We start from the raw sequence: 25709 nt of genomic DNA on the forward strand, positions 1-25709 counted from the left end.
AGTACAGGTCACACTGCCAGGCGAATCTCAGGGATATGATGTTGCGTCGCAAACCAGTCAACGGTGCGACGCAGGCCTTCGTCAAAGTCCACTTCCGGCGCAAAAGCGATCAGTTTTTGCGCTTTTTTAATGCATGCCTGTGAGTGTTTTACATCGCCCGCGCGTGCTTTCTCAAAAATCGGGTCAGCATCACAGGTAATATGATTTTCCAGTCTGCTGACAAGATCCAGCAGGCTCCAGCGATTGCCACAGGCAATGTTCATTACCTGACCGCGGGCATCGGAGCTGGTTGCTGCGGCGATATTGGCCTGTACGATGTCGTTGACATAGGTGAAGTCGCGAGACTGGGAGCCGTCACCGTAAATATGGGGCGGTACGCCTTGCACCATGGCGCGGACGAAGCGCGGAATGACAGCGGAATACTCCGAATCAGGATTCTGTCTGGGCCCGAATACATTGAAGTAGCGTAGCGCAACTGTATCCAGACCATAGGCCTTATAGTACAGCTGGCAATAGTGCTCACAGACCAGTTTGGACACCGCATAAGGAGACATGGGATCAGTTGGCATGCTTTCGTGTTTGGGAAATACCTCTGAGTCACCGTACACGGCAGAAGAGGAGGCCATGACAAAGCGTCTCACGTCAGCCTTGCGTGCCGCTTCCAGCAGATTCATGGTGCCGGTAACATTGATGTCATGTGTCAGCGCCGGTTCCATCATCGAACGTGCGACCGAACACAGGGCGGCCTGATGAAATATGGTATCAACCCCCTCGACCGCAGCGCTGACACAGGCGGGATCACGAATGTCCCCTTCGATGACGGTGAGGTCAAGACCGGAAAGATTCTCGCGTTTCCCCGATGAAAAGTTGTCGAGCACGCGCACGGATTGACCTTGCGAACACAGATAGGCAGCGATGTGGGAGCCGATAAAGCCGGCGCCCCCGGTAACGAGATAGTTCATTTTGTTCCTCCTGGATGGGACTTGTTTACGAACGGTTGGTGATGCAGAGAAAGAGGACTGCTAGCGTTTCCAGACAATCTGTTGCTGTCCGATCAGGAAACGAAAGAATCCGATGACGGTGGCCCAGTTGAGCACACAGAATGCGTACGGAATTGCCAGTGCCCGACTGCTTGTCCGGCGTGAGGCCGAAATCATGCCAATCAGAGCTGCACTGTAGAAAATCATCTGTAGCAGGAAAGTGGCACGGAACAGCAGATGCTCTAATAAAAATGCATTACTGATCAGCAGCGTGAGCAAAAAAACCGGTGCTGTGAGGCGAAGTAATTTGTGGGATACCGTCTGTAGCCAGATTCGATTGACTGCCGGATTCAGCAACCAGGTTTCTCTGGACAGCAATTGGAAGTTGCCTGCAATGGTGCGCACTTTTCTGCCAAATTCACTGCGCGCGTTGACCGGTGCAGAATCGGTTGCCGCGGCCTCTGGTTCAAACACAACGCGATAGCCCTGGCGCACCACGTTCATCGGTATCAGCAGATCATCCAGCAGCGTATCCGGTTTGATGGTCAGGAACAGGTCTTTGCGTATGGCGTACAGGGCACCGCTGACCCCCACAGAAGAATCTATCCCGGATTCCAGGCGACGTATGAATTTTTCATAACGCCAGTAAAATCCGACACCACTGGCCATCCCGTTGTTGCCGGTCGGACCGGCTGGGGCAGGCGCCAGGTGTAGTTCACCGCTGACGGCCCCGACGCTGGCATCCCGGAAATTCCTTGCCAGGGCCCGGAGACAATTGGGCGCCACGGATTGCCTGGCGTCCATCAGAACCACAAGGTCACCAGCCAGTTGCGGGATGATCGCATTCAGGCTGCTGGGCTTGCCGCTTTGGGTTCGTCTGCGGTGAAGCTGTATGCCGTGTTCGCTGTACTCGCTTACAATTCTTTCAGTGCCGTCGGTAGAAGCATCCGAGGCGATAACAATCTGCAGTTTGTTTTTGGGGTAGTCCAGCGCCAACAGATTCAGTATTTTGTTTCTGATCGTTGCCTGTTCGTTGTAGGCGATAATCAAAACACTGATTCCGGGTTCGTAATCACCGGCGCACGGCGGATTGAGTCGGAACCGGGCCCATGCCGCGAGCACTAGTGGATAACCCATAAACACGTAGAACAGCATGATGGCGCTGAACCCGAAAAGTACTGACATGGCACTGCTCCGGTCACAATAGTTTTGTGGTTTGGCGGATAGTCTTATGGAAAACAGTAGGCCGGTCGCTCAGAGACAGACAAGGCTGCACACAACAGATCGAAATCAACGCCGGGTGTAATTTCTGCGCTGGCACCCTGGTGCTCGTCAGCAGCAGCGCGCAGCCGGTAATCGGACGTCCCGGCGTTGACAAATCCCACGGCCGCGGATTCCCGCACACGTCTGATACCATCAGGGTAGGGTGTCCGGTCAGCGCCTATCAGGATGTTGCCGGTAATGATCGCAGGCGATTCAAGATAGGCGTTCAGGCTTTGTGTCCCCGGTGCTGTCCCGGTGCCACTGATACCGGTGCTGTTGTGCATGAAAATATTGTTCCGGATCTGCGCCCCGGGGATGGGATCGCCTTCCAGCCAGATGATGGCGTCTGTCTGCATCGCGGTATTATTGTTTATCACGATATTGGCAGGGCTGTTCAACAGCTGAAACAGACGGCCGTTGCCCCACTGATCGCCGATGTCGTAAAACAGGTTGTTGCTGATTGTCAGATGTTCGCTACGGTGGCTGCGATGCAGATTATCCCGGCCCAGTATGCTGATACCCGCGCCGACATGGCGTACTATATTGTTGGTAAAAGTCACATCCTGTACACGAGACCACGGAGAGCCGCCGTCTTGATTCCGGACCGTAAACAAAATGGCAAAACCGTTTTGCGATTGAGCCCAGTTGTGTTCAAAAAGATTGCCCTCAATCAGCACACGTTGAGCGTTTTTCAGCTCCAGCAGATTCTTCACTGTCCATGTTGAACCATCGTGCGACGGGTGCATGCGCTGCCATGACAAGGGCTTGGAAAAGTGATTGCCAAGGATGCTGATGTCTGACGGTACGCGGTGTTTGATTGCCGGGTCGGCGCCACCGAACATCAGATTCTCGCCGGCGGCTTCAAGATAATTGTTGCGAATCAGAAACGGACCGGTGCCTTCCCAGCCGGCAACCGCCTGCGCATCGTCCATGCTCTTGAAGCCGGACAGGTGCGAGTCGATCACGGCGATATGGGCACCGTTCATGACCACACCACGGCGGGTACCGTACACCGGGTCGCCGTGCAGGTAACTGCGCTCAAAAACAATGTGATGGGGCATTTGTGCCAGGCTGTTGTCGCCCGAACTCAGTTCCACCAGATTGGTAGTCGTGCGCCGGGTGCCGGCAACATGGTTCGCCACATTGCCCCGGTTACCGGGTTTTATTTCGATACCAATGAAACGATACCGCGCCGCCGCCGGATCGGTTTTGATAACGGCAGTACCGCTTGCCACCAGTGTGGCCATGGCGCCTGCATCGGATGGCGAAACCCGTGTCCCCGGGTCGGGCAGCGAGAGCCCGTTGTCACTGCGACTGACAATGGTGATCCAGTCAGGGCCGGCGTGCTGGCGCAAAACAAAGGGGCCGTAATACCTGGCACCCGCTTCCAGTTCAATGATATCGCCTGATCCGGCCTGGTTCAGTGCTTGCTGCAAACTGTCGTCAGGTCCCACCCGAAGCGTACGCCCTGATGCCTGTGTTAAACCGGCGTCGTTGGGTAATTCGACGCTCAGCGGCGGCATGGCTGTCGCCCGCACTACGGTTTTGGTGTCGGCGACAGCCATGAACAGGATCCCTGTCATGGCAGTGCTCAGGTACAGGGCATGACGGACATTCATGCGGCTTTGGCTTTGGCGGTCTTTTCCATTTTTATCCTGAGCCAGCCCCGGGTCAGGTCAATCACGGTCTGGTCAGCGCGTGCGTTTCTCATGACCCGTGCCGCTTCTGCGCTGTCGCTGCCAATCACCAGCACTTCGGCGTGTTCTATCAACGCTTCCGCTGTGTCACACATCAACATGGATATGTGCGGGATTTCTTCCACAATGTATTGTCGGTTGGCCCCCGTCAATTTGGCGATGGCGACATTGGCATCCAGTATCTTGATGGCCAGTCCCTTGCCAATCAGGGATTCAACAACTGTCACCATCGGGCTTTCTCTCATATCGTCAGTGTCAGGCTTAAACGACAGACCCACCACGCCCACTTTTTTTGCACCCGATGCCAGCACCGAGTTTATCGCACGCTGAATCTGGGCCTGATTCGACGGCATGATGGCGTTGAGCAGCGGCATGTTGACGTCCAGATGATGCGCGGCATAAAGCAACGCTTTGACATCCTTGGGCAGGCACGAACCACCGAAGGCGAATCCGGGTCGCAGATAGGCTGCTGACACATTGAGTTTGGTATCCATGGCAAAGATGCGCATGACTTCCTGGGCGTCAACTGCAAGGCGTTCACAGGCATCACCGATTTCGTTGGCAAAGCAGACTTTGAGTGCATGGTAGGTGTTGGATACGTACTTGACGGTTTCCGCAGTGGTGATCTGCGTCACCACAAACGGCGCCTCAACGCTTGCGTACAGGCTTCTCAGCAGGGCACTGGTGGCATCATCTTCGCAGCCCACAAGCGTATACGGTGGATTGGCAAAATCATGCAGCGCAGTACCTTCACGCATGAATTCAGGGTTAACCGCGACCTTGATTCTGGATCGGGCATAGGCGCCTGCCGCTTTGTACAAGGGTTCAATGACGTTCTTCTGGGTGGTTCCGGGTAATACCGTGCTGCGCACGATAACAGTAAACTGTCGACTCTCTGATTGCAGAGCGGCGCCTATTTCTTCGCTCACGTGTCGCAGTGCACCCAATTGCAGTTCACCGAATTCATTGCCAGGGGTGCCCACACAGATAAACGCCAGGTCAGATTCGAGAATCGCCTCTTCGCACGATACAGTTGCGCGAATTTGACCTGTTTTTGTCAGCTTGGCCAGTAGCTCATCCAGACCGGGCTCAACGATCGGTGACTTGCCGGCATTGAGCAGCATCACTTTCTCTTCGTTGATGTCAACGCCAATCACGTTGAAGCCGGCATTGGCAAAACAGGCTGCACTGACACAACCGACGTAACCCAGTCCGAATATACTGATGGTTTTGATATGACTCATAACTGATCCTTGCCGTGATTTGATTCAAATTGTTGATGGGTAGAATTCTGTGCTGAAGGCAACGCCTCCCGGCACAGGTTCTCGAACTGGCGTGCGACCTGTGACCAGGCGTAGTTGGCCTCCATGAGCTGACGCCCGGCCATGCCAAGATCCTGCGCAAGCTCCGGGTTACGCAGTAGCCGTACAGTCTGTCTGGCAAATTCCTTCTCGCCGTCAGCGCGCAATAGATGAACGTCGTTGCGCAGGTTCAGGCCTTCGGCGCCGATGGTGGTAGAGACCACGGCTTTTCCCATGGCCAGCGCTTCATAGATTTTCAGTCTTGTGCCACCGCCCACTCGCAGCGGTACGATATACACGGCGGCTCGATGCAGCCATGGTCGTATGTCCGCAACGGTGCCGGTGACTTCAACGTCGGCGATCTTCGCTGCTGCCTGCAGACGCTCAGACGGATTGCGCCCGACAATGCTCAGTCTGGCATCGGGTATCTCCAGCCTGATGATGGGCAGGATCCTGTCCATGAAGTGCAAAATGGCATCTTCGTTTGGATGCCAGTCCATGGAACCACTGAATACCAGTGATGTCGGATGTTTGCCTTTGGCAGCGTCGGGCTTGAAGAAGTTGATGTCGACCCCGGTTACCACGGAGGTGATTCGGGCCTCAGGGCTGCCCTGCAGCAACAACCGGGCATCTTCTTTGGAGACTGCAATGGTGGCCGCTGCTGCATTGCAGGCCTGCGTTTCACTGCGCCGCATTTTTCGCCACTCGATGGCCAGCAAAAATCGCTTTAGCCAGTTTTTTTCGTTGTCGTATAACCTGCGCCATATCATGTACTCCACGTTATGTGAGAAAAGAATTTTGGGTGTTCTGCCCTGCAACGGTATGTTGGGTACAGAGGTCAGGAAGTCAGCAATACAAAGATCAAATCTGCCGCTGTTTAACTCGGATTCGACTTCCCGGCGCAGCGCCGGGCACTGGTACTTGTAGAGATCAACAGGCAGGGGTGTCAGCCAGGATGCAGCCAGAGACCCGATGAACTTCCTGCTGTCTTTTTTGGGCGGTTTGAACAGGAAGGATTTAACGCGCTGGCAGTCAGGAAGATGACTGCTCAACGCTGTATTTTCGCTTTCTGAATCGCTTGTGGTCAGAACGGTAACGTTGTGATGGCGGGATAGCTCGTCAATGATATGAAAACTGCGCAGACGCCCGCCAGAGGTGATTGGCCACAATCCCCCCATCTTCACCCAGAGAATATGTAAACGATTGTCCATCTTGTTAACCTGCAAATGTGGCGATCGAGCCGGGTGCGTGGTGAATCAGTTTCTCAACTGAAGCGGTATCCGAGTACACCTGTGACGGATGCTCGCCGTCGACAAAGATGCGTTGCCAGATCTCCAGATTCAGCAGCAGCCACAAGCGCTCGCCATGATCGGCCTTGCCCTGGCGGTGTTCATGCGCCAGAGCGTGAACCGCTTCGGTATCAAACAGTCCTCGCGAACGGGCACGTTCACTCAGCAGCATGTCTTCCAGCAATGGCCAGAACTGACCACGCAGCCATGCGCTGATAGGTACCGGGAATCCCATTTTTTTGCGTTGCAGAATTTCAATTGGAACAGTGTCGCGCACCGCTGCACGCAACAAAGACTTGGTCTGCCAGCCTTGCAGCTTGAAACGGGTCGGGATGGCTGACACCAGCTCCACCAGATGATTGTCGAGAAACGGCACGCGGCTTTCCAGCGAAGCAGACATGCTCATCTGATCCTGCTTCATCAGCAGCTCTACCAGATAGGTCTGCAGATCAGCGTGGCTCATGCACTGAATAATGTCGTCACCGGCAGAGGCAAAAAAACCCAGTGCGTGACGATGCGGATCACTTGCCGGAGCGTCGGACCCGTTTAGTACGGCGGCACGTTGCTGGTCACGGAACACGGAAAAATTTTCACAGAACAACTGGCGCGGCTCTGTGCCCAGGGACAGAAAACTGCGCTCCGCGTACCGGCGTATTTGCCTGGGAAGCCGGGGGATCATGTCGGCTATGCGTTGTCGGCCCCGGCTGGTGCTGACGCTGTTAAAACGATTGCCCCAGCGTTGATTCAGCGCGGTGACCCGATACCGGTAGTCGTAACCGATAAACAGCTCATCGGCGCCTTCACCGGTCAGCACAACTTTGACATGTTCGCTGGCCAGCTTTGACAGCAAATGCAATGGCACACTGGAGGTAAACGCCAGCGGTTCGTCCTCGTGCCAGATCAGGTGCGGCAATGCCGCGAAGAACTGTTCCGGCGTGACCTCAAGCTCGTAGTGATCAGAGCCTGTGGCGGAGGCCGCCATTTGCGCATAAGACAGCTCGTTGGCGGCAGCTTCGCTGAAACCCACCGAAAATGTCTTGATGGGCTCGTCAATCATGGGTGCCATGATCGACGCCAGCACCGTAGAGTCAAGTCCGCCGGACAGAAACAGACCCACAGGCACATCACTGATCAGATGACTGCGCACCGCATTTTCCAAAGTACTTTTAATCTGTTCTACATAGTCGTCAGCCGTGCTGGTGTTGTCGTCTTTGGTAGCGGGAGGTTGCCAGTAACGCTTGATCCTGAGGCCATCATGTGGCGACCACGTCAGGGTATGGGCGGGCAGCAGTTTGTGTACGCCGGTAAAAAAGGTCTCGCTACCGGCAACGTACCGGGTAGCGAGAAAATCGGCGAGCACTTCCTTGTTGAACGTATGCGTTTGCGTTGGCGCGATCAGCAGCGCCTTAATTTCCGAGGCAAAACGCAATTCAGAGTCTGATACGCTGAAATACAGCGGTTTGATTCCGAGCCGGTCACGACCCATAAATAGTCGCTGGCGAGCACTGTCCCAGATCGCAAAAGCAAACATGCCTTCGAACATGCGGATGCAGTCGGCGCCAAAGACTTCGTAACTGCGCAGCAGCACCTCAGTGTCAGAGTCCGTCGCAAACGACTGCCCCAGGCCTTGCAGTTGGGTGCGCAGGCTCTTGTAGTTATACAACTCACCGTTGTAGGTAATCCAGCTGGTATTGCTGCTGTTGGGCATGGGCTGATGTCCGCCCTTCAGATCGATGATGGCCAGGCGACGGTGGGCCAGCCCGATCCGCCCTTGTGTCATGATGCCCGCGCCATCGGGACCCCGGTGGCGAAGCGTATCGCGCATTTCGATCAGATTGTCCTCGTCTACATGAGACCAGGAATCGAATTTTAGTACTCCGGCTATACCACACATGCAGCTGTTCCCTGGTTGACACTGATGTCGTCGTCTGTAATCACGATTCGATCATCGTGGTTCTGGTCAATCCGGATGCGCAGGCAGCTTGACCGCTGGTCATTAACTGATGGTGCCAGCAGCACACCTGGTGGTTTCGCTGCGGCGTCGAGCTGCGGATACAGCACCGTGACAAAACGCACCGGCCCTGAGCTCCTTGCCGCGCAACTCAGTGCCGGCGCCGGACTGCGTTGTCCGTAATTTTCGGATACCCAGCCAGCCGGTGGAGACTGCTGGCCGTTCTGTATCTGGCATGTCAGCTTATGGCTGGCACTGACGTGCATAAGAAGACAGCTGCCACGTGTTCCGATGGCTCTTAGCCAGCCCTCGCGTTCGAGGTGCACAGAAATCGGTGCGAACTGGAAACGAAGATCGTAGTCATGCGATGTCGTTGCACTCAGGTCATCAACCACGATCCAGTAACTGCGTCTGATAAAAACCACCCGACGTCGATGCACAACAGGGTCGGGCAGGTCTGTCCAGGCGTTGGTACTGGCATCAATCATTGACACATTGGGCGTGGTCCAACAGCTGCGCACAGAGGCCTGGGGGCGGTGTCCATGCCACGAAAAAGGCCCGTTGGGCATGGCCTGGGAGCGGCCGTCTACGCTCACCGTGCTGTGTGCCTGCGTACAGCGAAAATAATTGCGCCATTGCGGCTCACTGGTGTAATTGCCGGTACCCGGATCAATCAGGTAATTGTCGCCGAACGCACTGCACTGAAGGGATAGAAGATCTGCGTGCCCATGTGCTGCGCTGTCTGAACACCCCAGTGGGCCGACATCAAATATGAGTTGATGCCCCTGCGGGCGCCAGCCGTCGCGCATGATCAGGTAACCACCGTCAGCGAAAAGGCAGGACTCTACGACAGGCGGGGCTTTCTGTTTCAGCGCCATGAAACGATAGTGGCCGACCGGACCCAGCAGGCAAATCAATTCGGCAGTACTGTCGCCCGCGGCCCAGGCGTAATCTTCGCGTTCAAACAAGGCCGCGGCGATGGCAAACAATGCCTGGTAGTCACCGGGTTGCCTGTGCACAATTGACAGCAGAGCGCCGCCATCCGTATCACCTATCTGTGGCACGGTACCGTCTGGCCGACGCAGGTTGAGCAGGAAATCAACCATGGCCTGAACGCGCATCGAGAAGCCTTTGGGCAGGGTCTCACCATTGCGCTGAGACAGAATCATAAACTGCAGATAGATTTCCACGGTGTAGTACTGGTAGCGAGTTGATTGCTCAAAGTACACACCGTCGTTGTGAACCTGTCGGTTAAATTGATGCAGAAGTATTTTTCTGCCCAGCGTGCGCCAACGTTTGGCTCCGCCTATTTCAGGGAATAAAACACCGGCATAGTACAGGGCAAGTGCCTCGCCGGTAAGGTGAGTATTGGGTGAGTAGTAGGTTGAGAGGTAACGTTCAACGTGCTCGGCATGGGTCCTCAAACACGACATCATGCTGGCCTGGAATTGTGCTGATACGTCAGTTGAATCCTTGAACAGAACCAGTGCCCAGCACCATGAAATGAGGCGATAGGCGACTTCCAGCGAGCTGCTCCAGTTTATGCCGTAGCCAGTGGGGTTGTCCCGCATCCACGCCTGCATGCGCCGGGAAAATACCGCCGTGTATTTGTTGTCACCGGTAAGCTTCCAGGCTAGCCCCAGTTGAATCAGCCATTGATGACGGTTCAGTTCCCATACCACCTTGCTGTCACCGACCTCGGCAAAATCCAGTGCATTGATGCGACTCCAGTGCACAAGAGGTGAGATGGTCCCGGAGACTGCATCCAGATGCCAGTTGATCAGGTCATTGCTGACACTCAACTGGTTCGTGCCATGGTAAAAACTCAGGCGGCCGTAGCCCAGCGTATGGAAATGACCAGCGCAAACAGCATCGGCTGACTCAACGATTTCGCTGCGTATCCGCGGCAGATAGCTGGCCAACAGATCCGGCGCCTGCACCGCGGTGGCGCCGGTAAAGAAGCGATGACCTGCGGCATGTTGAAAATCTGCCTGCAAGCGTTTCATGGCCTTGCCGATGTCTCCCGACCGGTACAGCGCCGCGGGGTCGGTGGAGTCACCGCCGTCTCCGGCGAGCGTGGCAAACAGATCATGCTCCTGTTGCACTTGACTTCGGGCACTGTGTCCGACCCGTTCTGCGGTTTTGAACATGGCCTGCCGTCCTCGAAAGGCGATTTCCGCAGGGGCCATGGTTAGCAGCTTTTGCATTTTCATGTCGGTGCTCCGCTGTACAGATCCATCCAGTCCTTGCGAACCTGACGCCAGGTATATTTATCAGCGTCAGTTCTGGCCTGGGTTGCCAGGGTATTGGCTTCGTGGTCATGTTTCAGGAGCCAGAACACGGCTTCAGCAATGCGCTCAGGCTCGTCGGCCGGCACCAGCATGCCGTTCTCCTGATCCTTGATCATGTAGGCAATATCACCGGTTGGTGTGCTGATGACGGGCAGCCCCGCAGCAAAGGCCTCCAGAATAGAGACCGGCTGGTTGTCGACTACCGATGAGTTGATAAAGATGTCGGCATTGTCGTAAACGGCAGCAATGTCAGCGGGCTCTACACGCCCGATAAAATGCACGTCGGTCAGACCTTTCTCTGTGGCATAAGCCCTCAGTGATGCTTCCAGGCTGCCGTATCCGGCGATAATCAAGGTTGCGTCCGGCAGTTTCGCTTTGATCAGGGCAAATGCCGCCAGCGTGTTTTCGATGCGGTAGATGGATTCCAGATTCCTGACCGAGAGCAGACGAGGCTGCAGCGGTGAGCGCAGGCGGTAATTGAATTGATCAAGCCGGATAATATTGGGAATAACCTGTGTGACGTAGCCATAGTTGGCAAACACCTGTTTAAGATACACTGATGGCACAACGATCCTGTTGACCATCGCCAGCCATGGATGTACGCGCTTGCCCCAGTTGCGCAGGTGATCATCGGCTTCACCACTGTGGTAGTTGAGTATCACTGGTTTGCCATACTGACGACTGGCCTTTATTGCCGGTACCTGAGCCAGCAGAAATGACCAGTAGGAGGCTGAAAACAGGTGAACTATGTCGACCCTGGCGATTCGTTTCAGCGACCAACGGTAGAGCACCTGATTCAATAGGGTGCGCAGGTAGGGCAGTTTGCGCAGCCAGCGAAGCCCGCCGGGAAAGGTCGGGTTCATGGGGATGAAATCAATCTCGAAACCTTCGCCCCGTAGCGCTTCCACCAGTGCTGCTGCCTGTATTCCCTGTCCGCCCAGAATGTCGAGTCCAGGCGCAATCACCGCAACGCGTCTGAAAGAAGTCACATCGTCGACTGATCTGCTCGGCATTGTATTTGCTGACAATTCCATTATGGAAAGTTGATCCTTGGTGGTGATGATTTTGGTGTCGCCCACACTCCGTCCCATCCCTGGGCGAAGGGGTCGATCAGCGTCACCAGCAGTCCCTGAAAATCTGATTTTGCAAGCAGGCTTTTCAGCTATGTGACGCACAGGGTCAGGATAGGGGGTTGCATGCGTCACCTCTATCAGGTGAAGCACTGAAGCTGGCATGGAAAAACCCTTGGTCGGATCCGTGGTCAGCGTATCGGCCCGGGCAAAATCTGTTCAGCGGCCTTCCGAGTAACTGAATAACAACTCCGGACAATGAGCAGCCGTCGTGCGATTCTCTGACACCTGTGACCGGTGGTGCGTCGTGCGCAGGGCGCGGGGAACCAGGTTCTGATCCATGAAGGTGCGACACCACAGTTCGAAGGAGACAAGCATCCAAAGGTGCTGATCAAGAGGGCGGCCACGCTCCTGCAACAGCAACAGCTTCTGGATATACGCTGCATTAAAAATGCCACGTGCCAGGCTGCGTTCTGACAGCAACAGATCCCTGACAAAACTGTTCAGTTCGCCACGAAACCAGTGGCCCAGCGGCACGGCGAATCCCTGCTTGCGCCGGTCGATAATGGCATCAGGCAGCGTACCGCGCATGGCCTCCTTGAATGCATATTTGGTGCGGCCTTGTTTGACACGCATGTCCGCCGGAATGGTGGCGGCGAATTCCACCAGTTTATGGTCAAGCAGGGGCACGCGTGCCTCCAGTGAGTTGGCCATGCTCATGCGATCCACTTTGGTGAGAATGTCCAGCGGCAGATAGGACTTGATGTCCTGGTACTGCAGCGCTGACAGCCAATGACTGTCACCTGAGTTCAGCAGTGCGCTTTTGGCGTGTTGCCAACTGTCTGCGGCCAGTATCTGTTCTGCAATCTCCGGTCTGAACAAGGATGCTTTCTGTTCTGCTGCAAAAAGACTGGTTGCATCAAGATAGCGATCGGCGCCTTTAAGCGTCATGTGGCGCAGAAAATTACGGCCCCTGGCACCTTCCGGCATCAATGTTGCCAGGGCACTGGCCATGCGACTCAGCGGTTGTGGCAAGTGCAGGCGCTGCCGCTCCTTTCCTTCCACCATGTACTTGTCGTAACCGGCAAAGATTTCATCACCACCATCGCCCGACAGGACAACTTTGACATGTTTGGTGGCCAGTCTGGAAACCATGTAGGTGGGAATGGCTGATGAGTCACCGAAGGGCTCATCCAGGTACCAGGCCAGGTCGTGCATCTGACTGGCGATGTCGGCGTCCAGAATGAGTTCATGATGATCACTGCCGATGGCATCGGCCACCTCGCGAGCAAACGGCGTTTCATCGTAGGCCGGATCAACAAAACCAATGGAGAACGTTTGTATCGGTGAATTTTGTTGTTGCGACATGAGGGCTGCCACTGAGCTTGAGTCCAGTCCACCGCTGAGGAATGCACCCACTGGCACGTCACTGACCATACAGTAGCGAACCGCTTCATCAAGCTGCGCTCGCAGTTCTTCAATGGTGTCTTTTTCGCTGCGATCGTGGTTGGCAGTGAATTGCACATTCCAGTACTGTTTCAACTCCGGTTCGCCGCCCTGGCGCAGTCTGAGCAGGTAACCCGGCTGCAGTTTGTGCACGCCCGTCAATACGCTTTCATCGGGGGGCGTAGACAGAAAAGAGAAAAGATAACTGACGGACTCCCAGTTGAACGTTTTTTTGATGTCAGGAAGTTGCAAAAGCGCCTTCATTTCAGAGGCGAACAGCAGGCGTCCCCGGGCTTGCGCGTAATACAGGGGTTTGATGCCGAGTCGGTCACGGGCCAGAATTAGCAGTTCTTTTTTCCTGTCCCAGACTGCGAAGGCAAACATGCCACGCAATTGTTCGACACAGGCTTCCCCCATCTCTTCATACAGATGCACAATTACCTCGGTATCAGAGTGGGTTCTGAACTCATGTCCGCGCGCAAGCAATTGCTGACGTAGCTCCTTGTAGTTGTATATTTCCCCGTTAAGTACCACGCAGATATCCCGGGCCTGGTTCCACGCCGGCTGATGACCCTGTTCCACGTCAATGATACTGAGCCTGCGCATGCCCAGCCCGGCGTTGGCTTCAACAAAATAGCCATCATCATCGGGTCCACGATGTACCATTGCGTCGCACATGGCTTTCACTTCATTGTGATACACGGGCTCCCCGCGTATTCCTACTATTCCGGCAATGCCACACATAAATATTCCTTCAGGGGTCGGTTCGATAGCGTAAGAAAGGGCTGGCTATCCAGGCCCGGAGCTGAGATTTTTCTTCGACACTCAGCGGCCCCGGGCCCAGAAGTAGCACAGCATAAGTCAGTGAGTACAAAGCGCTGACACTGAACAGCGTCATCAGGGCGCCCTGTTGTACCTGATTTAGCAGCAACAGGCAGGGGAGGGCTGCCAGACCGGAGATGAGCGCGGTATACAACTGGCTGCGCCAGGGCAGCACTTGTGACCAGGTGGTACTTAACAATGTTTTTACACGATGCAGGGCGACTACCTTGATAACGGCAGCCGCCAAGGTAGTGACCAGAACTGCGCCTATCAACTGCATCTGGGTAATGAAGAACTGGATGAGAGCGACGATGATGGCGAGTCGCAGCAGGTTCTGAAAAATCAGGTAACGATTCTGGGCGAAAACGCGCAGTACGCCATCAGTCAGCAGACAAACCAGCAAGGTGCTGGTCGTCCATACCATGAAGACGGGGACGCTCGCACGATATGCTTCTCCAAACAATATAACAATCAGCACCGGTGCCACTAACAGTAGAAGTGCAACCAGCGGAAACAGCATCAATGAAATTTTGCGAACCGAGTCAAGCCAGATGGCAAGGGCAGCAATGCGATTGTCTTCCGTTACCTTCTGACGCATATTCACCATCATCACATTTGATGTTGATGACATCAGAATGTCTATCAGCGGCACCTGCAAACAGCCCACCGCATAGATGGCAAAAGTCGCTGCATCAAAGTAATACGATACGGCGTACAAATGGAAATTGAGCTGCAGGACTTCAATGACGCCGGCGAGTCCGAATGGCAAGGCGTAGGCCAGATGTTGGCGTAAATGATGGCTATCGGTTTTTAACTCAATCGCCGACGAGCGAGTCAGATACAACAGTGTTACGCAAAGCCGGATTAACGCAAATGCGACCGCGCCACCCATCAGCCAGCCCAGGTCTGCGACCCACAGCACCGGTGCCACAAACAGCAGCGCGCGCACCAGGTCGGATCCCGCATAACTCACCGAGGCACCGACATGATGTTTCCTGACGGTGAGTACGATTTCCAGCACCAGCCCCAGCAGTATCAACAGCAGGTAGATGCCAACGTAGGGTAGCCATGGCGTCAGACCAGGGTTGTTGAGCAGCGCCGCTACATTCTCGCGTTGCCACCACAACATCATTGCACACACCGATCCGGCCGCGCCCATCAGGAGAAGCGCATTTACAATATAGGCACCGCCACGCCTGGATTCCATGGGCAGGAAATAGTACAGACTTTCGGCCATGCCCAGTTGAGCGAACCCGAACAGTGTGGCATGAATCAGGAATAACTGTTTATAGGTACCAAAGTCGTTCTGGTCGAATACCCGGGCCAGCACGATGGGAATAAAAAAAGCCGCTATGAACCCCAGCAACCGGCCTGACATCAGCACCATGACCGGACGGAAAAGTGCTTCTGGCGCCGTCATCTTTTCAGGTGGTCCTGTGTGCACTGGTTGGTGCGTTGAAAAACGCCGTTAACCAGACATCTGAGAATGGCTGGCGAAAACGTACCGGTTTCATCGACACAAGCGTTTTGCCACAACACCTGACGTGGCATGGTGTAAAGCGGGCGAATATGACTTTGGTGATCACAGATCGCATACGCAGCTTCGTAGCCCGCCACTTCGATGGCTTCAGCGATGCGTTCGTCAAACTGCCCGTCAGGGTAGGCGAAATGTTTCACCGCAACCCCCAGTTCTCGCTCCAGTGCTAAGCGGGAGCCACGTGTCTCGCTGTTGATACTTTCTTGCGCGTGCCTTGGCAGCAGGGCGTGCGAGCGAGTATGAGATCCAATGGTCATGCCCTGAGCGGTCAGTGTGCGTAACATATCCCAGTCCATCGGCGCCAGTTCCTCGCGCAGCCCTGCGGGAATGTTCACCTGCTCGCGCAACAACGCCAGAATATCGAGTACCTCTGACTGAGAGAAACTGGCCAGTACATGCCTGACGGCGTAATAGGGTTCAGGGTGTTGTTGCAATGCACTTTCCAGGTCAGTTACCAGCCCAGGGTTTTCCTTGCATTGCAACGGTGCAGGTGCCTTCAGCCATTGTGACAGCATCAGGTACAATTCATCATGCGTCTGCAATTTTGCCGTGCCCACCAGATCGCTAACAACAAAAACCGATGCCGGTATACCTCTGCGCTTTAATATCGGGAAAGCATTCCAGTAGAAATCAGCGTAACCCTCGTCAAACGTGACACTGGCCAGCTTTTTCCCTTTGCTTCCGTTCTCATGGGGAGAACTCTTGCCATGGGCCAGAATTTCGTCGAGGGAGACCATGGTGTAGTGGCGGGCGAGCCAGTCGAGCTGCTTTTCAAACATGTCGACGCTTACCAGCAGAGAAGGCATCGAACGGGTGGCGGCATCGGCGAAATCCTGCACCACCCGGTGGTAACAGATGATCAGGGGACGATCGGCGAATCCGTTATGGTTACCAATGACTTTATCTACGGACAACTGGCAAATGGTTCTGGCGGTCGCACTTTTTACAAAGCGTCTAAGGGTGGACATACAATCTCCAAATTCGTTTCTGGCTGTCAGGCCTGGGCAAAAACCCGTTCCCTGATGCTGTCCGGGGCGTGCTCTACGATCAGTTCCTTTGTGCGCTTGCGCAGTGCCAGGTAGCGTTGACAGAGTCGGCCTTTGGCTGTTGGCGGGAATATGTTTAATCTCAGCAATTCACGTGCGCTGGTTGCCCATGCATTTTTGTACTCTTCTTCGCCGCGCAGCAGGTCATACTCGATGGCATCTTCGATTAAGGCATTCTGTACGGTAAGACCGATGGCCAGGTAACCAACGCTGTATTGGCTGAATTGCGGATCAAATCCGGCCTGGTAGTAATAGAAAACGTGATTGTAGAAAAAGCCGTACACAGCCGCCGCCGGTTTGTCATCCAGCCACATGATGAATAACCGGAGCCAGTTGTTGTGCAGGGCAATGGCAGAAAAAGTCTGGTGAAAGTCGCGTAGTGCCTGTGAGTCGAATGCATTTGATCCGCCCTTGCCGTTCCAGCGCTGCAAATGCAGCTCTATCAGTGTAGCCAGATTTTGACCGCGTTCAGATTCCAACTGCGTCTGCTCGAAGCGCAGCGAGTACTCCTTCTCCAGCCTCCTCAGTTTCTTGTCGAAGCGGGATTTACCGGACTGGTGAGTCTTCTTCATATAGCTCTCCCAGGTCTGTTCCCTGAGATCAATGTAGGGGCAGAGACACTGAGCCTGTTGCCCGGTGCGGCAACCAAGATCGTTCAGCCCCAGCATTGCCATCGCCATGACTCTGGAACTGCGTTCGGTAGCGCTGATCTCCATGGCATAATTGCGCTTGAACAGCGCCGCAGTGATTGCCGGCATAAAGCTGGTTTCGGCGCCATTGCGAACGATCAAACTCAAATAGTCTGAGCCCACATTGCCGGTACCCATAATCTCCATGACAGAAAACGGCACCATGCGCCTGAGGTCCGGTGGCTTAATTGTCATCGGTGCGATTGCCATCAGCCGACCGTCCTGGCGAATGGTGAGAATCGCCAGTTTGCGACGTTCGGCCAAATGCTGCCACCAGGTGAACAGCCATTCCCAGGTCATAAACAGGGTGTTGCAGGTGCTGCTGCGCAGGAGTTCGTTCCACTCATGCTGAAGCGCCCGGAAGTCCTCGGTATCACTGATCCATTTGCTTTCAAAGGTGCTCAATTTGCATTCTCCCTGGTCGCCGGTTCAGTGTGCCTGTGCAATTCGCGCTGATAGATCTGTTGGGTTGCAGTGACCATTTTTTCCATTGAGAATTGTTCCATACACATTCGTCTGGACGCGGCGCCAAAACGCGCAGCCATTTCCGGATCATCCAGAATGGTATTGATCGCTGTCGCCAGCGCGGCAACGTTCCTGACCGGCACCAACAGGCCATTGATCCCATCAGTGACCAGTTCCGGATTTCCGCCCACATCTGTTGCTACCAGAGGCAGACCGGCAGCCATGGATTCGATCAGTGAATTTGACAGACCTTCGCTGTGTGATGGCAACACCGACAATGTTGACTGGGACAACAGCGACGCCGTGTCAGCGCGATGTCCGGTAAACCAGACAAACTCATTTATGCCGAGACTATCGGTCAGATCCTGCAGACGCTGATGATAGTCTGCGTCCTGGAAAATTCTGCCGTTTCTGGATTCGAGCCGTTCCCCTACAATCAGGAAATGCACATCCGGGTGGCGTTTCTTGACGTGCTGTGCAGCATGTAGAATCTCGTCAATGCCTTTTTGCGGGTTCAGCCGCGCCAGCATGACTACAAGCCGTGCGTCAGCGGGAATGCCCAGCTCAGCGTGAATGCCCAGCTCAGCGTGAGTGCCTGATGCAGTGCTGGCCTGTTCAAACGGACGCATGTCGATACCGTTCCTGATCACTTCGATCTTGCGTTCATTTACGCCCTGGTCAATCAACCAATGGCGAATGGCTTCAGCATTGACCAGGATGTTGTCGGCAAACCTGCACGTCCAGCGCTGCACACGTTTTTGCATGGACGAAAGGTACACACCGCGGTCACGAATGGAGATAATCACCACCGGAATGCCTGCCAGGCTAGCTGCCGGTACTGCAATCAGGTTTGAATAGAAGTTGTAGCTGTGGCAAATCTGAATGCGTTCCCGGCGCATGAATGAGGCCAGCTTCCAGATTTGTGTGTAGGTCTTTAATTGATAAAACGTGCCAATCGGAAATTCGTGCACAGGTATACCTGACGCTTCCAGATCATCCAGAAACGGCCCGAATTTCTTGAGGCAGGCAAACTGCAGATGAATCAGATCGTGATCCAGGGCCTTGCTCAATTTATGAATCTGGCCTTCTGTGCCGCCACTGGCGAAGTTGGTAGTGACCTTAAGCAGACGTATACGCGCCGGTGAAGTCGAGCTGACAGATGTTTTAGTACTCACAAACGATTCCCTTCCGCGACATTCAATGTGTCAGGCAACGATATCTGGCTTAATGCCATGGCCAGCCCGGCGATATAGTAGAAATAGAAATGGTAAGCAACAGGGTGAAAAAAAGCGGCAACACTAAACGCGATGAGACTGACCTTGATGCCTTCGGCCAGGCAGTGAAGACCATAGAGCTGCGGCTGGGCTCTGGTCTGCAACACCATGGCGTGAGCTGCTTTTATCGCTGCAATCAACAACATCAGGAAAAGAATCACACCGGGCAGACCCAGTTCCACGCCAATTGTAAGGTAGACATTATGGATCTCTGTCCAGGTGCTGCCGCGGGCATCATTCATTGCCAGTGCATTGGTGCCGACACCGGTTCCCAGAAACGGATTTTCCAGGACCAGTCTTACGGCGGTAACGGAATCGCGGAGTCGAATCTGCGCAGACCCGGTTTCGTCCGACTGCACATCAGTAATGGTGCTGAGTCGGCCAATATAGTCACCAGGCATGATCGGTAATGCCACTATTGCGATCACCAGAATGGCGGGTGCAAAGAAGCGTCCTGGTCGCCTGCGCAGCAGGAAGAGATAACAGACAAAGGTCACCGCCAGGGTCAGAAACCCCGCGCGTGAAAACGTCGCTATCACCCCGGCCACCATCAATGTCACCATTGCGAGCAGAATCATCTTTCTCAATACACTGGTCGCGCCAAGGAACAGTCCGATCGCCAATGGCAGCAGCAGGTTCAGCAACAAAGCCATGTCGTTGGGATTTTCAGCCAGCGGCGCGTCGTAACCGACGATGCGCTGACCACCCTCCATGGTGACACCTGACAACAGATTGTTGATCGCAGTCAACGCCAGTGGCACCGCCATGATTACCAGGGCCCAGCTGATACCTTTTAACCGTTCTGCTGAATTGATCACTGATGCCAGCAGCAGGAACACAATAATGGTCTTGAAGTATTTTCCGGTCAGAAAGTTCAGACTGCCACCTGGCCACAACGATAAAGGGATGGAACATATCGCCCAGGCAGTCAAACCCAGCGCGATAATGACACCGGGTGGACAGTGCAGGACGGGCAGGCCGCGCGCCAGGCGGCTACCCACATGAACTGTGGAAACCAAAACGATTGACAGCATGGCGATACGCAGCGGTGCCAGTACCGGGAATATCTGTTGTGGCGCCAGAAACAGAATAAAGGTGAACAACAGCAACGCATAAAACGGCAAATTGCTTTCGTCAGATGAACCTTTGTTGGGTCTGGCGTTGGGGCGGCCGTTGCCAGCTGCATCAGCCGGTTGGTCGGGTGATGCATCCGGGCGCCACCATCCTGGTGTTCCTGTAGTGCGCACTAAATCACAGGCTCAGTATCTTCGCACTGCCACCGTTGATACCGCGCATGGTGCCTCGGGTATCAACGATAAGGGGTGCGTATACGGACATGCTGTGATAGTCGAATTCCTGATGATCGGTCAGAATCAACAAACAGTCGCATGACGACAAGACCACGGTAGTGAGCTCTACAGATTGGTAGGTGTCCCCGGCCAGGGAGATTTCGGCGACATGCGGATCTGAGTAAGTGATATTGGCGCCGAGTTTGATCAGACTTTCAATCACGTGTATCGCAGGAGACTCACGCGTATCACCCACGCCGCGTTTATACGCTACACCGATGGCCAGGATGTTGGCGCCATTTATGCTCAGCCTGCTCTCGTTCAGGCCGTCGCTGACGAGATCTACCACGTGACCGGGCATCGATTGATTTATCTCTTCCGCCAGTGGAATGAAACGTGCCTGATAATTGCTGAATTTCATTTTCCAGGACAAATAGGCCGGGTCAATCGGAATGCAATGTCCGCCTATGCCCGGGCCAGGATAAAAAGGCATAAAACCAAAGGGTTTGCTGGCGGCGGCGTCAATGACTTCTCGCGAATCCACGTCAAGCTGACGGCACATCAGGGAGAACTCGTTGGCCAGCGCTATATTCACGCTGCGAAATACGTTCTCGTATAGCTTTGCCAGCTCTGCAACCCTGGGGCTTGACACTTTAACGACACGGTCAACAATCTGACGATAAAACAAGGCTGCCAGATCTGTGCAGGCGGGCGTAATACCGCCGGTCACTTTGGGTATGTCCTTGACCATGAACTGTTTATTGCCCGGGTCAATCCGTTCAGGTGAGAACGCCAGGAAAACATCGTCACCGGCGGTATAGCCCTTGGCTTCGAACATTGGCAGCAACAGCTCCTCGGTGGTGCCGGGATACGTCGTTGACTCCAGAATAATCAATTGTCCGGGGCACAGGTAGAGCACCACCTGCTCCAGGGTGGCCAGTATGTAGGAAATGTCCGGATCCTTGGACTTGCGTAGGGGTGTGGGTACACAGATCAATATGACATCGGTACTGCGCAGAACCGAGAAATCCCAGCTGGCTTCGTAGTAGCCGCTATTTCTCAATTTAAGCAGGGCATCATTGCTGACATCCGGTGTCAGTGATTCACCCCGGTTCAGTTTCTTGACGCGATCGCGATCAATATCCAGGCCGATAACCCGAAATCCGGCCTGGCCAAATTCGGCTGCAAGCGGTAAACCGACATATCCCTGGCCTATAATGACCACTTTGGCTGAATGGTCTGTGATTCTTTCCGCCAACTGGCTTTGATAGTTGCACTGAATAGCTGGTGGTGAACTTTGTTGCTTGACGATATTGAGGTTTGGCATAGCAGTTGTCCTTAAAAGCGATTATTGGAGAACCAGGCATGATTGGCAATCGGGGGTGCGGATGGAGATCTGCTGTCAGGGATTTTCAGTGCCGCTGTTCGTGTCCCATCACAACAACTTTGACGGTCTCGAACAGTATTTTTGTATCCAGCCATAACGAGTAGTGCTTTATGTAGTACAGATCAAAGCGAAGTTTTTCGATTTCCTCACCCAGGTTGTTGGCATAACGATATTTCACCTGGGCCCACCCGGTGATGCCCGGCCGTACCAGACAGCGAAGGTAGTAGTAAGGGATCTGATTGCCACTTTCTGGTGTATTGCGCGACACCAGCGCATACAGCTCGTAATTGGACGATGGGTGAGGGCGTGGTCCCACGATATTCATATCGTTGCGCAGCACATTGATGAATTGTGGCAATTCGTCCAACCTGAACTTGCGCAGGATGCGTCCGATGCGTGTGATTCGGGCTTCATTGTCGCAAGCCCATTCGGAGGTTTTTTCGGTCGCTGGTGTCATGGTGCGGAATTTGTACAGATTGAAATTGCTGTTGCCCATTCCAACCCGGTTCTGTATGAAAAATACCGGACCACTGGAGTCAATTTTTATCAGGATGGCGATAAGCAGCATCAATGGCGTCAACAGCGTCAGTCCGATCAAGGCAAACATAAAACTCAAGAACCGTGACAGATATTGTGTGCTGACAGACAGCTGAAAATCCTTGGAAAGAATGAGAGAGCTGTGCGATAAAGTGTCGATGGCAAGCTTGCCGGTCAGGTTTTCATAGAATTCCTCGCCATTGTCAATCTGGATATGACGGAAAAATTTGTCCTCAACAAGGCAGTTGCAGTAGCGCGACATGAGCTGATCGCTCAAGGTCACAATAATCCGGTCCGGTTTCTGTTCCAGGATTATCTGGGACAGGCGTTTTATCCCACCCAGCACCGGAACCTTTAAGGTGTGGGCGGTGCTTGCTTCGTTTTCACAGACCATACCTATGACGGTAAGGCCGCATTCGGGGCGCGCAAGAATCTCGTTGGCCAGGGTTATTGCGAACATGCCGGTGCCCAGAATCAACACGCGTTTGTTGCGAATCTCCCGCACATTAGTGGCCATTTCTCTCATAACCTGAGTCATTGCATTCATTAAATACTATTCCCATGACTTTGTCGGGTGACATCAGATTGAAGCACTCTTCAAGCGTATGCTTTGAGGTCTTGCCTGATGAAACCAGTACAATAAATTTGTCGACCCACTTTGAAATCAATTGTGTGTCGGGATATAACGTTACCGAGGCGGTATCAAGCACCACATAGTCAAAATTGCGGCGAGCGTCATTGATCATTTCTCCCATCTGCGGTGCGTTGAGTACCTCATAAGGTGACTGAGTATGCTGTCCTGCGGTCAACAGGTGAAGATTAAACGCAGGGATGTAATCGGTTAGCTGTTGCCACTTTTCGTTGTTGCCAACAATGCTGTCGACGACACCCGGCGGTGACCACTTTTTCACCCCAAGGTAGTCTTTTATCGATTTTCTGGAGGCGCGCAGATCGAGCTCCATCAATAGCACTTTACGCATCGGATTCTGCGCCAGCGCGCCGGCAAGATTTATTGCCGTCAGGGTTTTGCCTTCACCATCAGACGGACTGGTAACGGCCACTACGACGCCTGCTTGTAGGCGAGGAAGATTTTCCACCGCCAGCCGCAAGCGCTGATAGCGCTGTGAGTCCTGCGAATTAGGCTGCAACAGGCTGACCAGTCTGGGGTTCATCGTTTTGGTGTTTTTCATGTCAAGCATTGTTGCCTGCCACTATCCAGACCAGACCTTTGGCAGTCTGACCATTGCTGTACGCGAAGGCTGAAATAAGCAAAACACTGATCACAAAAATGATTGCAACGGTCATGGCAACAAGGCCTCTTCTGAGTTTCTCTGCGGTTGTTTGAATCCGGCCTATACTGGTTATCACGGGTACCGAAGTGAAGGCCCGGACATCGTGTGTGCTGTAAAAATTCTGGTTTATTTGCTCGACGATGAATACCAGAGCGAACAGGCCACCAATCGTCAAAGCAAACGCCATAGTGAGGAGTCGTGGTCGATTCGGCGCGGATGAAAAATCGGGCGGTAACGCTCGCTCAAGAACCTGGAATTGCTGGGTTTGTTGTGATTCCAGTGACTCGACAAGACGTGCTTCCTGAAACCGGCGCTGCAAGGCGAGAAATTCTTCACGTATGGTGTTATAGGCATTGTTCATCTGGCCCAGCGTTTGTTCAATCTCGGGTGACATCTGCAATCGTCGCAGCAGCGAATCTATTTCCGCGCGCTGTGTTGCTTCCTCGTTTTGCAGTCGGCGCAGTTCTTCGCTGGCGCTAATCTCCGGTATGATGTCGCCCAGGCCTTCCGATTGCACCGTCTGTTGCTCAAGTTCCCGTATTTCATTTTGCAAACGGATCATGACCGGATGTGATTCGTTGTATCGGGCACCCATGACAATACGTTCCCGGCGCAGTCGATCCAGACGGGATTCGCCGGCCACGCCAACCACGGCCCCAAAGCCGTTAGCCTGCGCTTCGCTGCGCCGATTTAGTAACTGTACCTGGCGCTCCCTGTTGAGGCGAAGATCCGCGTTCAGGCGCTCCAGGGTTGCCAGGTTCATACTCTCCTGTTGTGGCAATTGACCCAGATTCTGATTTCGGAAAAGATCTATGTCTTTTTCCTGCGCCGACATACGCTGAGCAACCCGGTCAAGCTGTTCACGCAGAAATTCGGTTGTTCTGCTGGCCTGGCCAATACGGATTCCCTCGTATTTTTCACGGTAGATATCGGCCAGTGCATTGGTCACCTCCGCAGTCTGTTCCGCGGTCCAGCCCTGGTAGCTGATGCGCACTTCCATCGGCGCCACCTGACCTCTTTGCAGGCTGACCTGGCTGGTGGTTGACTGGGATATGTTGATGTCCTTCCTCATCCGGGCCAGCACAACCTGTGTTGGTGTACCCTGCAGCATCCCTTCGTACAGATTGAAGCGGTTGATCAGATCAAGCAGTTGCTCCCGGCTTAACAATTCCTGACGTATCATGTGCAGTCGCTGATCCAGCTGGTTGCTGCTGTCGGACGTGACAAAGGAACCTGCGATGGCATCCTGTCCGATGAGTACGGTGGTAGAGCTGCGGTACAGGTCGGGCAAGGCATAGATCAGGCTGGCCGAGGTCGCGATCGCAAAAACAAAGCCCGCAAGCAACCACCACTTTCGACGCGACCAGATTTGTAGAATATTTTCCAACAAGATTTCACCTGCACTGATATTAAAGAGTTTTGTAGAGCTAGAGCCAACGTTGTCAGCTCTCAGGGCACCATGATGATATCGCCGGGATATACCGTCAGTTCCTCAGGGCTCGACCGGCCCCTGATAACCCGGCGGTAGTCGAATTCAATGCGTCTGGTCTCGCCGTTTTCGATTCTCAGGATCATCACATCTCGTGTGTCGGCAAATGGCGTGAACCCACCGGCCTCGGCCAACACATCAAGTACCGTTACCTGGGATTGAAAGCTGAAGCGTCCTGGTGTCTTGACCTCACCCAGCACCGATACGGTGTAGCTGTTTATCTCGTCTACCGCGACCGTGATTTCGCTGAGCATGATATTGACGTACGCTTCCAGATCACGTGCTATTTCGTCGCGCAGCTCCGTAGGTGTCATGCCGGCTACGGCCATGTCGCCGAGCAGGGGATAGGTAATAAAGCCATCAGTGCGTACCGCGACGGTACGACTGAGTTCGGGTTGCTGCCATACTGTGATGGACAACACATCGGATGGGCCAATTCGGTAATCTGAGAATGTGGTTTGTTGCGCCATTGCTGCCGGCAATGCAAGCAGCGCCAGTAGAATCAAGGCGGGTTTAGTGAGACCTGGGTTGACGTCGAACATGTAAATCTCCGGTGCTTTAGCGAATGCATGGATGGCAAAATGATTTCTGAAC

At 54.1% G+C, this 25709-nt stretch carries 19 protein-coding genes; all 19 read right to left on the minus strand.

The window, feature by feature from the left end:
• Positions 1–8 precede the first annotated feature (8 nt).
• Positions 9–962, minus strand: coding sequence for an SDR family oxidoreductase (locus WD071_RS10180; RefSeq protein WP_368048265.1), 954 nt, complete (start codon positions 960–962; stop codon positions 9–11).
• A 60-nt stretch (positions 963–1022) separates the two neighbouring features.
• On the minus strand, positions 1023–2165 hold the full coding sequence (locus tag WD071_RS10185) for a glycosyltransferase family 2 protein (protein WP_368048266.1): 1143 nt from the start codon (positions 2163–2165) through the stop codon (positions 1023–1025).
• 44 nt (positions 2166–2209) lie between these two features.
• The gene (locus WD071_RS10190) at positions 2210–3862 is read right to left on the minus strand and encodes a hypothetical protein (RefSeq protein WP_368048267.1); all 1653 of its coding nucleotides are present in this window, start codon (positions 3860–3862) and stop codon (positions 2210–2212) included.
• Positions 3859–5184 (minus strand): nucleotide sugar dehydrogenase, encoded by a 1326-nt coding sequence (locus WD071_RS10195; RefSeq protein ID WP_368048268.1) that lies wholly within the window; start codon positions 5182–5184, stop codon positions 3859–3861. The genes WD071_RS10190 and WD071_RS10195 overlap by 4 nt, the downstream gene beginning before the upstream one ends.
• Positions 5181–6452 (minus strand): glycosyltransferase family 4 protein, encoded by a 1272-nt coding sequence (locus WD071_RS10200; RefSeq protein WP_368048269.1) that lies wholly within the window; start codon positions 6450–6452, stop codon positions 5181–5183. The genes WD071_RS10195 and WD071_RS10200 overlap by 4 nt, the downstream gene beginning before the upstream one ends.
• 4 nt (positions 6453–6456) lie before the next feature.
• Positions 6457–8424, minus strand: a complete 1968-nt coding sequence (gene asnB, locus WD071_RS10205; protein WP_368048270.1) for an asparagine synthase (glutamine-hydrolyzing) — start codon at positions 8422–8424, stop codon at positions 6457–6459.
• Positions 8412–10694 (minus strand): alginate lyase family protein, encoded by a 2283-nt coding sequence (locus WD071_RS10210; RefSeq protein WP_368048271.1) that lies wholly within the window; start codon positions 10692–10694, stop codon positions 8412–8414. Before WD071_RS10210 ends, asnB (WD071_RS10205) begins: the two co-directional genes overlap by 13 nt.
• On the minus strand, positions 10691–11785 hold the full coding sequence (locus WD071_RS10215; RefSeq protein ID WP_368048272.1) for a glycosyltransferase family 4 protein: 1095 nt from the start codon (positions 11783–11785) through the stop codon (positions 10691–10693). The genes WD071_RS10210 and WD071_RS10215 overlap by 4 nt, the downstream gene beginning before the upstream one ends.
• 276 nt (positions 11786–12061) lie before the next feature.
• Positions 12062–14032, minus strand: a complete 1971-nt coding sequence (gene asnB / locus WD071_RS10220) for an asparagine synthase (glutamine-hydrolyzing) (protein WP_368048273.1) — start codon at positions 14030–14032, stop codon at positions 12062–12064.
• A gap of 10 nt (positions 14033–14042) precedes the next feature.
• Positions 14043–15530: a lipopolysaccharide biosynthesis protein gene (locus WD071_RS10225; protein WP_368048274.1), complete on the minus strand. Its 1488-nt coding sequence runs from the start codon at positions 15528–15530 to the stop codon at positions 14043–14045.
• Entirely contained in the window at positions 15527–16615 is a 1089-nt protein-coding gene (locus tag WD071_RS10230) for a polysaccharide deacetylase family protein (RefSeq protein ID WP_368048275.1), read from the minus strand. The genes WD071_RS10225 and WD071_RS10230 overlap by 4 nt, the downstream gene beginning before the upstream one ends.
• A gap of 26 nt (positions 16616–16641) precedes the next feature.
• Positions 16642–17787 carry a GNAT family N-acetyltransferase gene (locus tag WD071_RS10235; protein ID WP_368048276.1) on the minus strand — a complete coding sequence of 382 codons (1146 nt, stop codon included), beginning with the start codon at positions 17785–17787 and terminating at the stop codon, positions 16642–16644.
• Positions 17784–19022, minus strand: coding sequence for a glycosyltransferase (locus WD071_RS10240; RefSeq protein WP_368048277.1), 1239 nt, complete (start codon positions 19020–19022; stop codon positions 17784–17786). The genes WD071_RS10235 and WD071_RS10240 overlap by 4 nt, the downstream gene beginning before the upstream one ends.
• Complete coding sequence (locus tag WD071_RS10245; protein ID WP_368048278.1) at positions 19019–20368, minus strand: O-antigen ligase family protein; 1350 nt, start codon at positions 20366–20368, stop codon at positions 19019–19021. Before WD071_RS10245 ends, WD071_RS10240 begins: the two co-directional genes overlap by 4 nt.
• Before the next feature lie 4 nt (positions 20369–20372).
• On the minus strand, positions 20373–21737 hold the full coding sequence (locus WD071_RS10250; RefSeq protein ID WP_368048279.1) for a nucleotide sugar dehydrogenase: 1365 nt from the start codon (positions 21735–21737) through the stop codon (positions 20373–20375).
• Positions 21738–21822: 85 nt separating this feature from the next.
• A complete protein-coding gene (locus tag WD071_RS10255; protein WP_368048280.1) occupies positions 21823–22851 on the minus strand; it encodes an exopolysaccharide biosynthesis polyprenyl glycosylphosphotransferase in 1029 nt (342 codons plus the stop codon).
• Complete coding sequence (locus WD071_RS10260) at positions 22841–23524, minus strand: tyrosine-protein kinase family protein (RefSeq protein ID WP_368048281.1); 684 nt, start codon at positions 23522–23524, stop codon at positions 22841–22843. The genes WD071_RS10255 and WD071_RS10260 overlap by 11 nt, the downstream gene beginning before the upstream one ends.
• A gap of 1 nt (position 23525) precedes the next feature.
• A complete protein-coding gene (locus WD071_RS10265) occupies positions 23526–25013 on the minus strand; it encodes a GumC family protein (RefSeq protein WP_368048282.1) in 1488 nt (495 codons plus the stop codon).
• A 62-nt stretch (positions 25014–25075) separates the two neighbouring features.
• Positions 25076–25657, minus strand: a complete 582-nt coding sequence (locus tag WD071_RS10270; RefSeq protein WP_368048283.1) for a polysaccharide biosynthesis/export family protein — start codon at positions 25655–25657, stop codon at positions 25076–25078.
• Positions 25658–25709: the final 52 nt, after the last annotated feature.

The organism is Pseudohongiella sp., from assembly GCF_040877505.1.
GTDB lineage: Bacteria > Pseudomonadota > Gammaproteobacteria > Pseudomonadales > Pseudohongiellaceae > Pseudohongiella.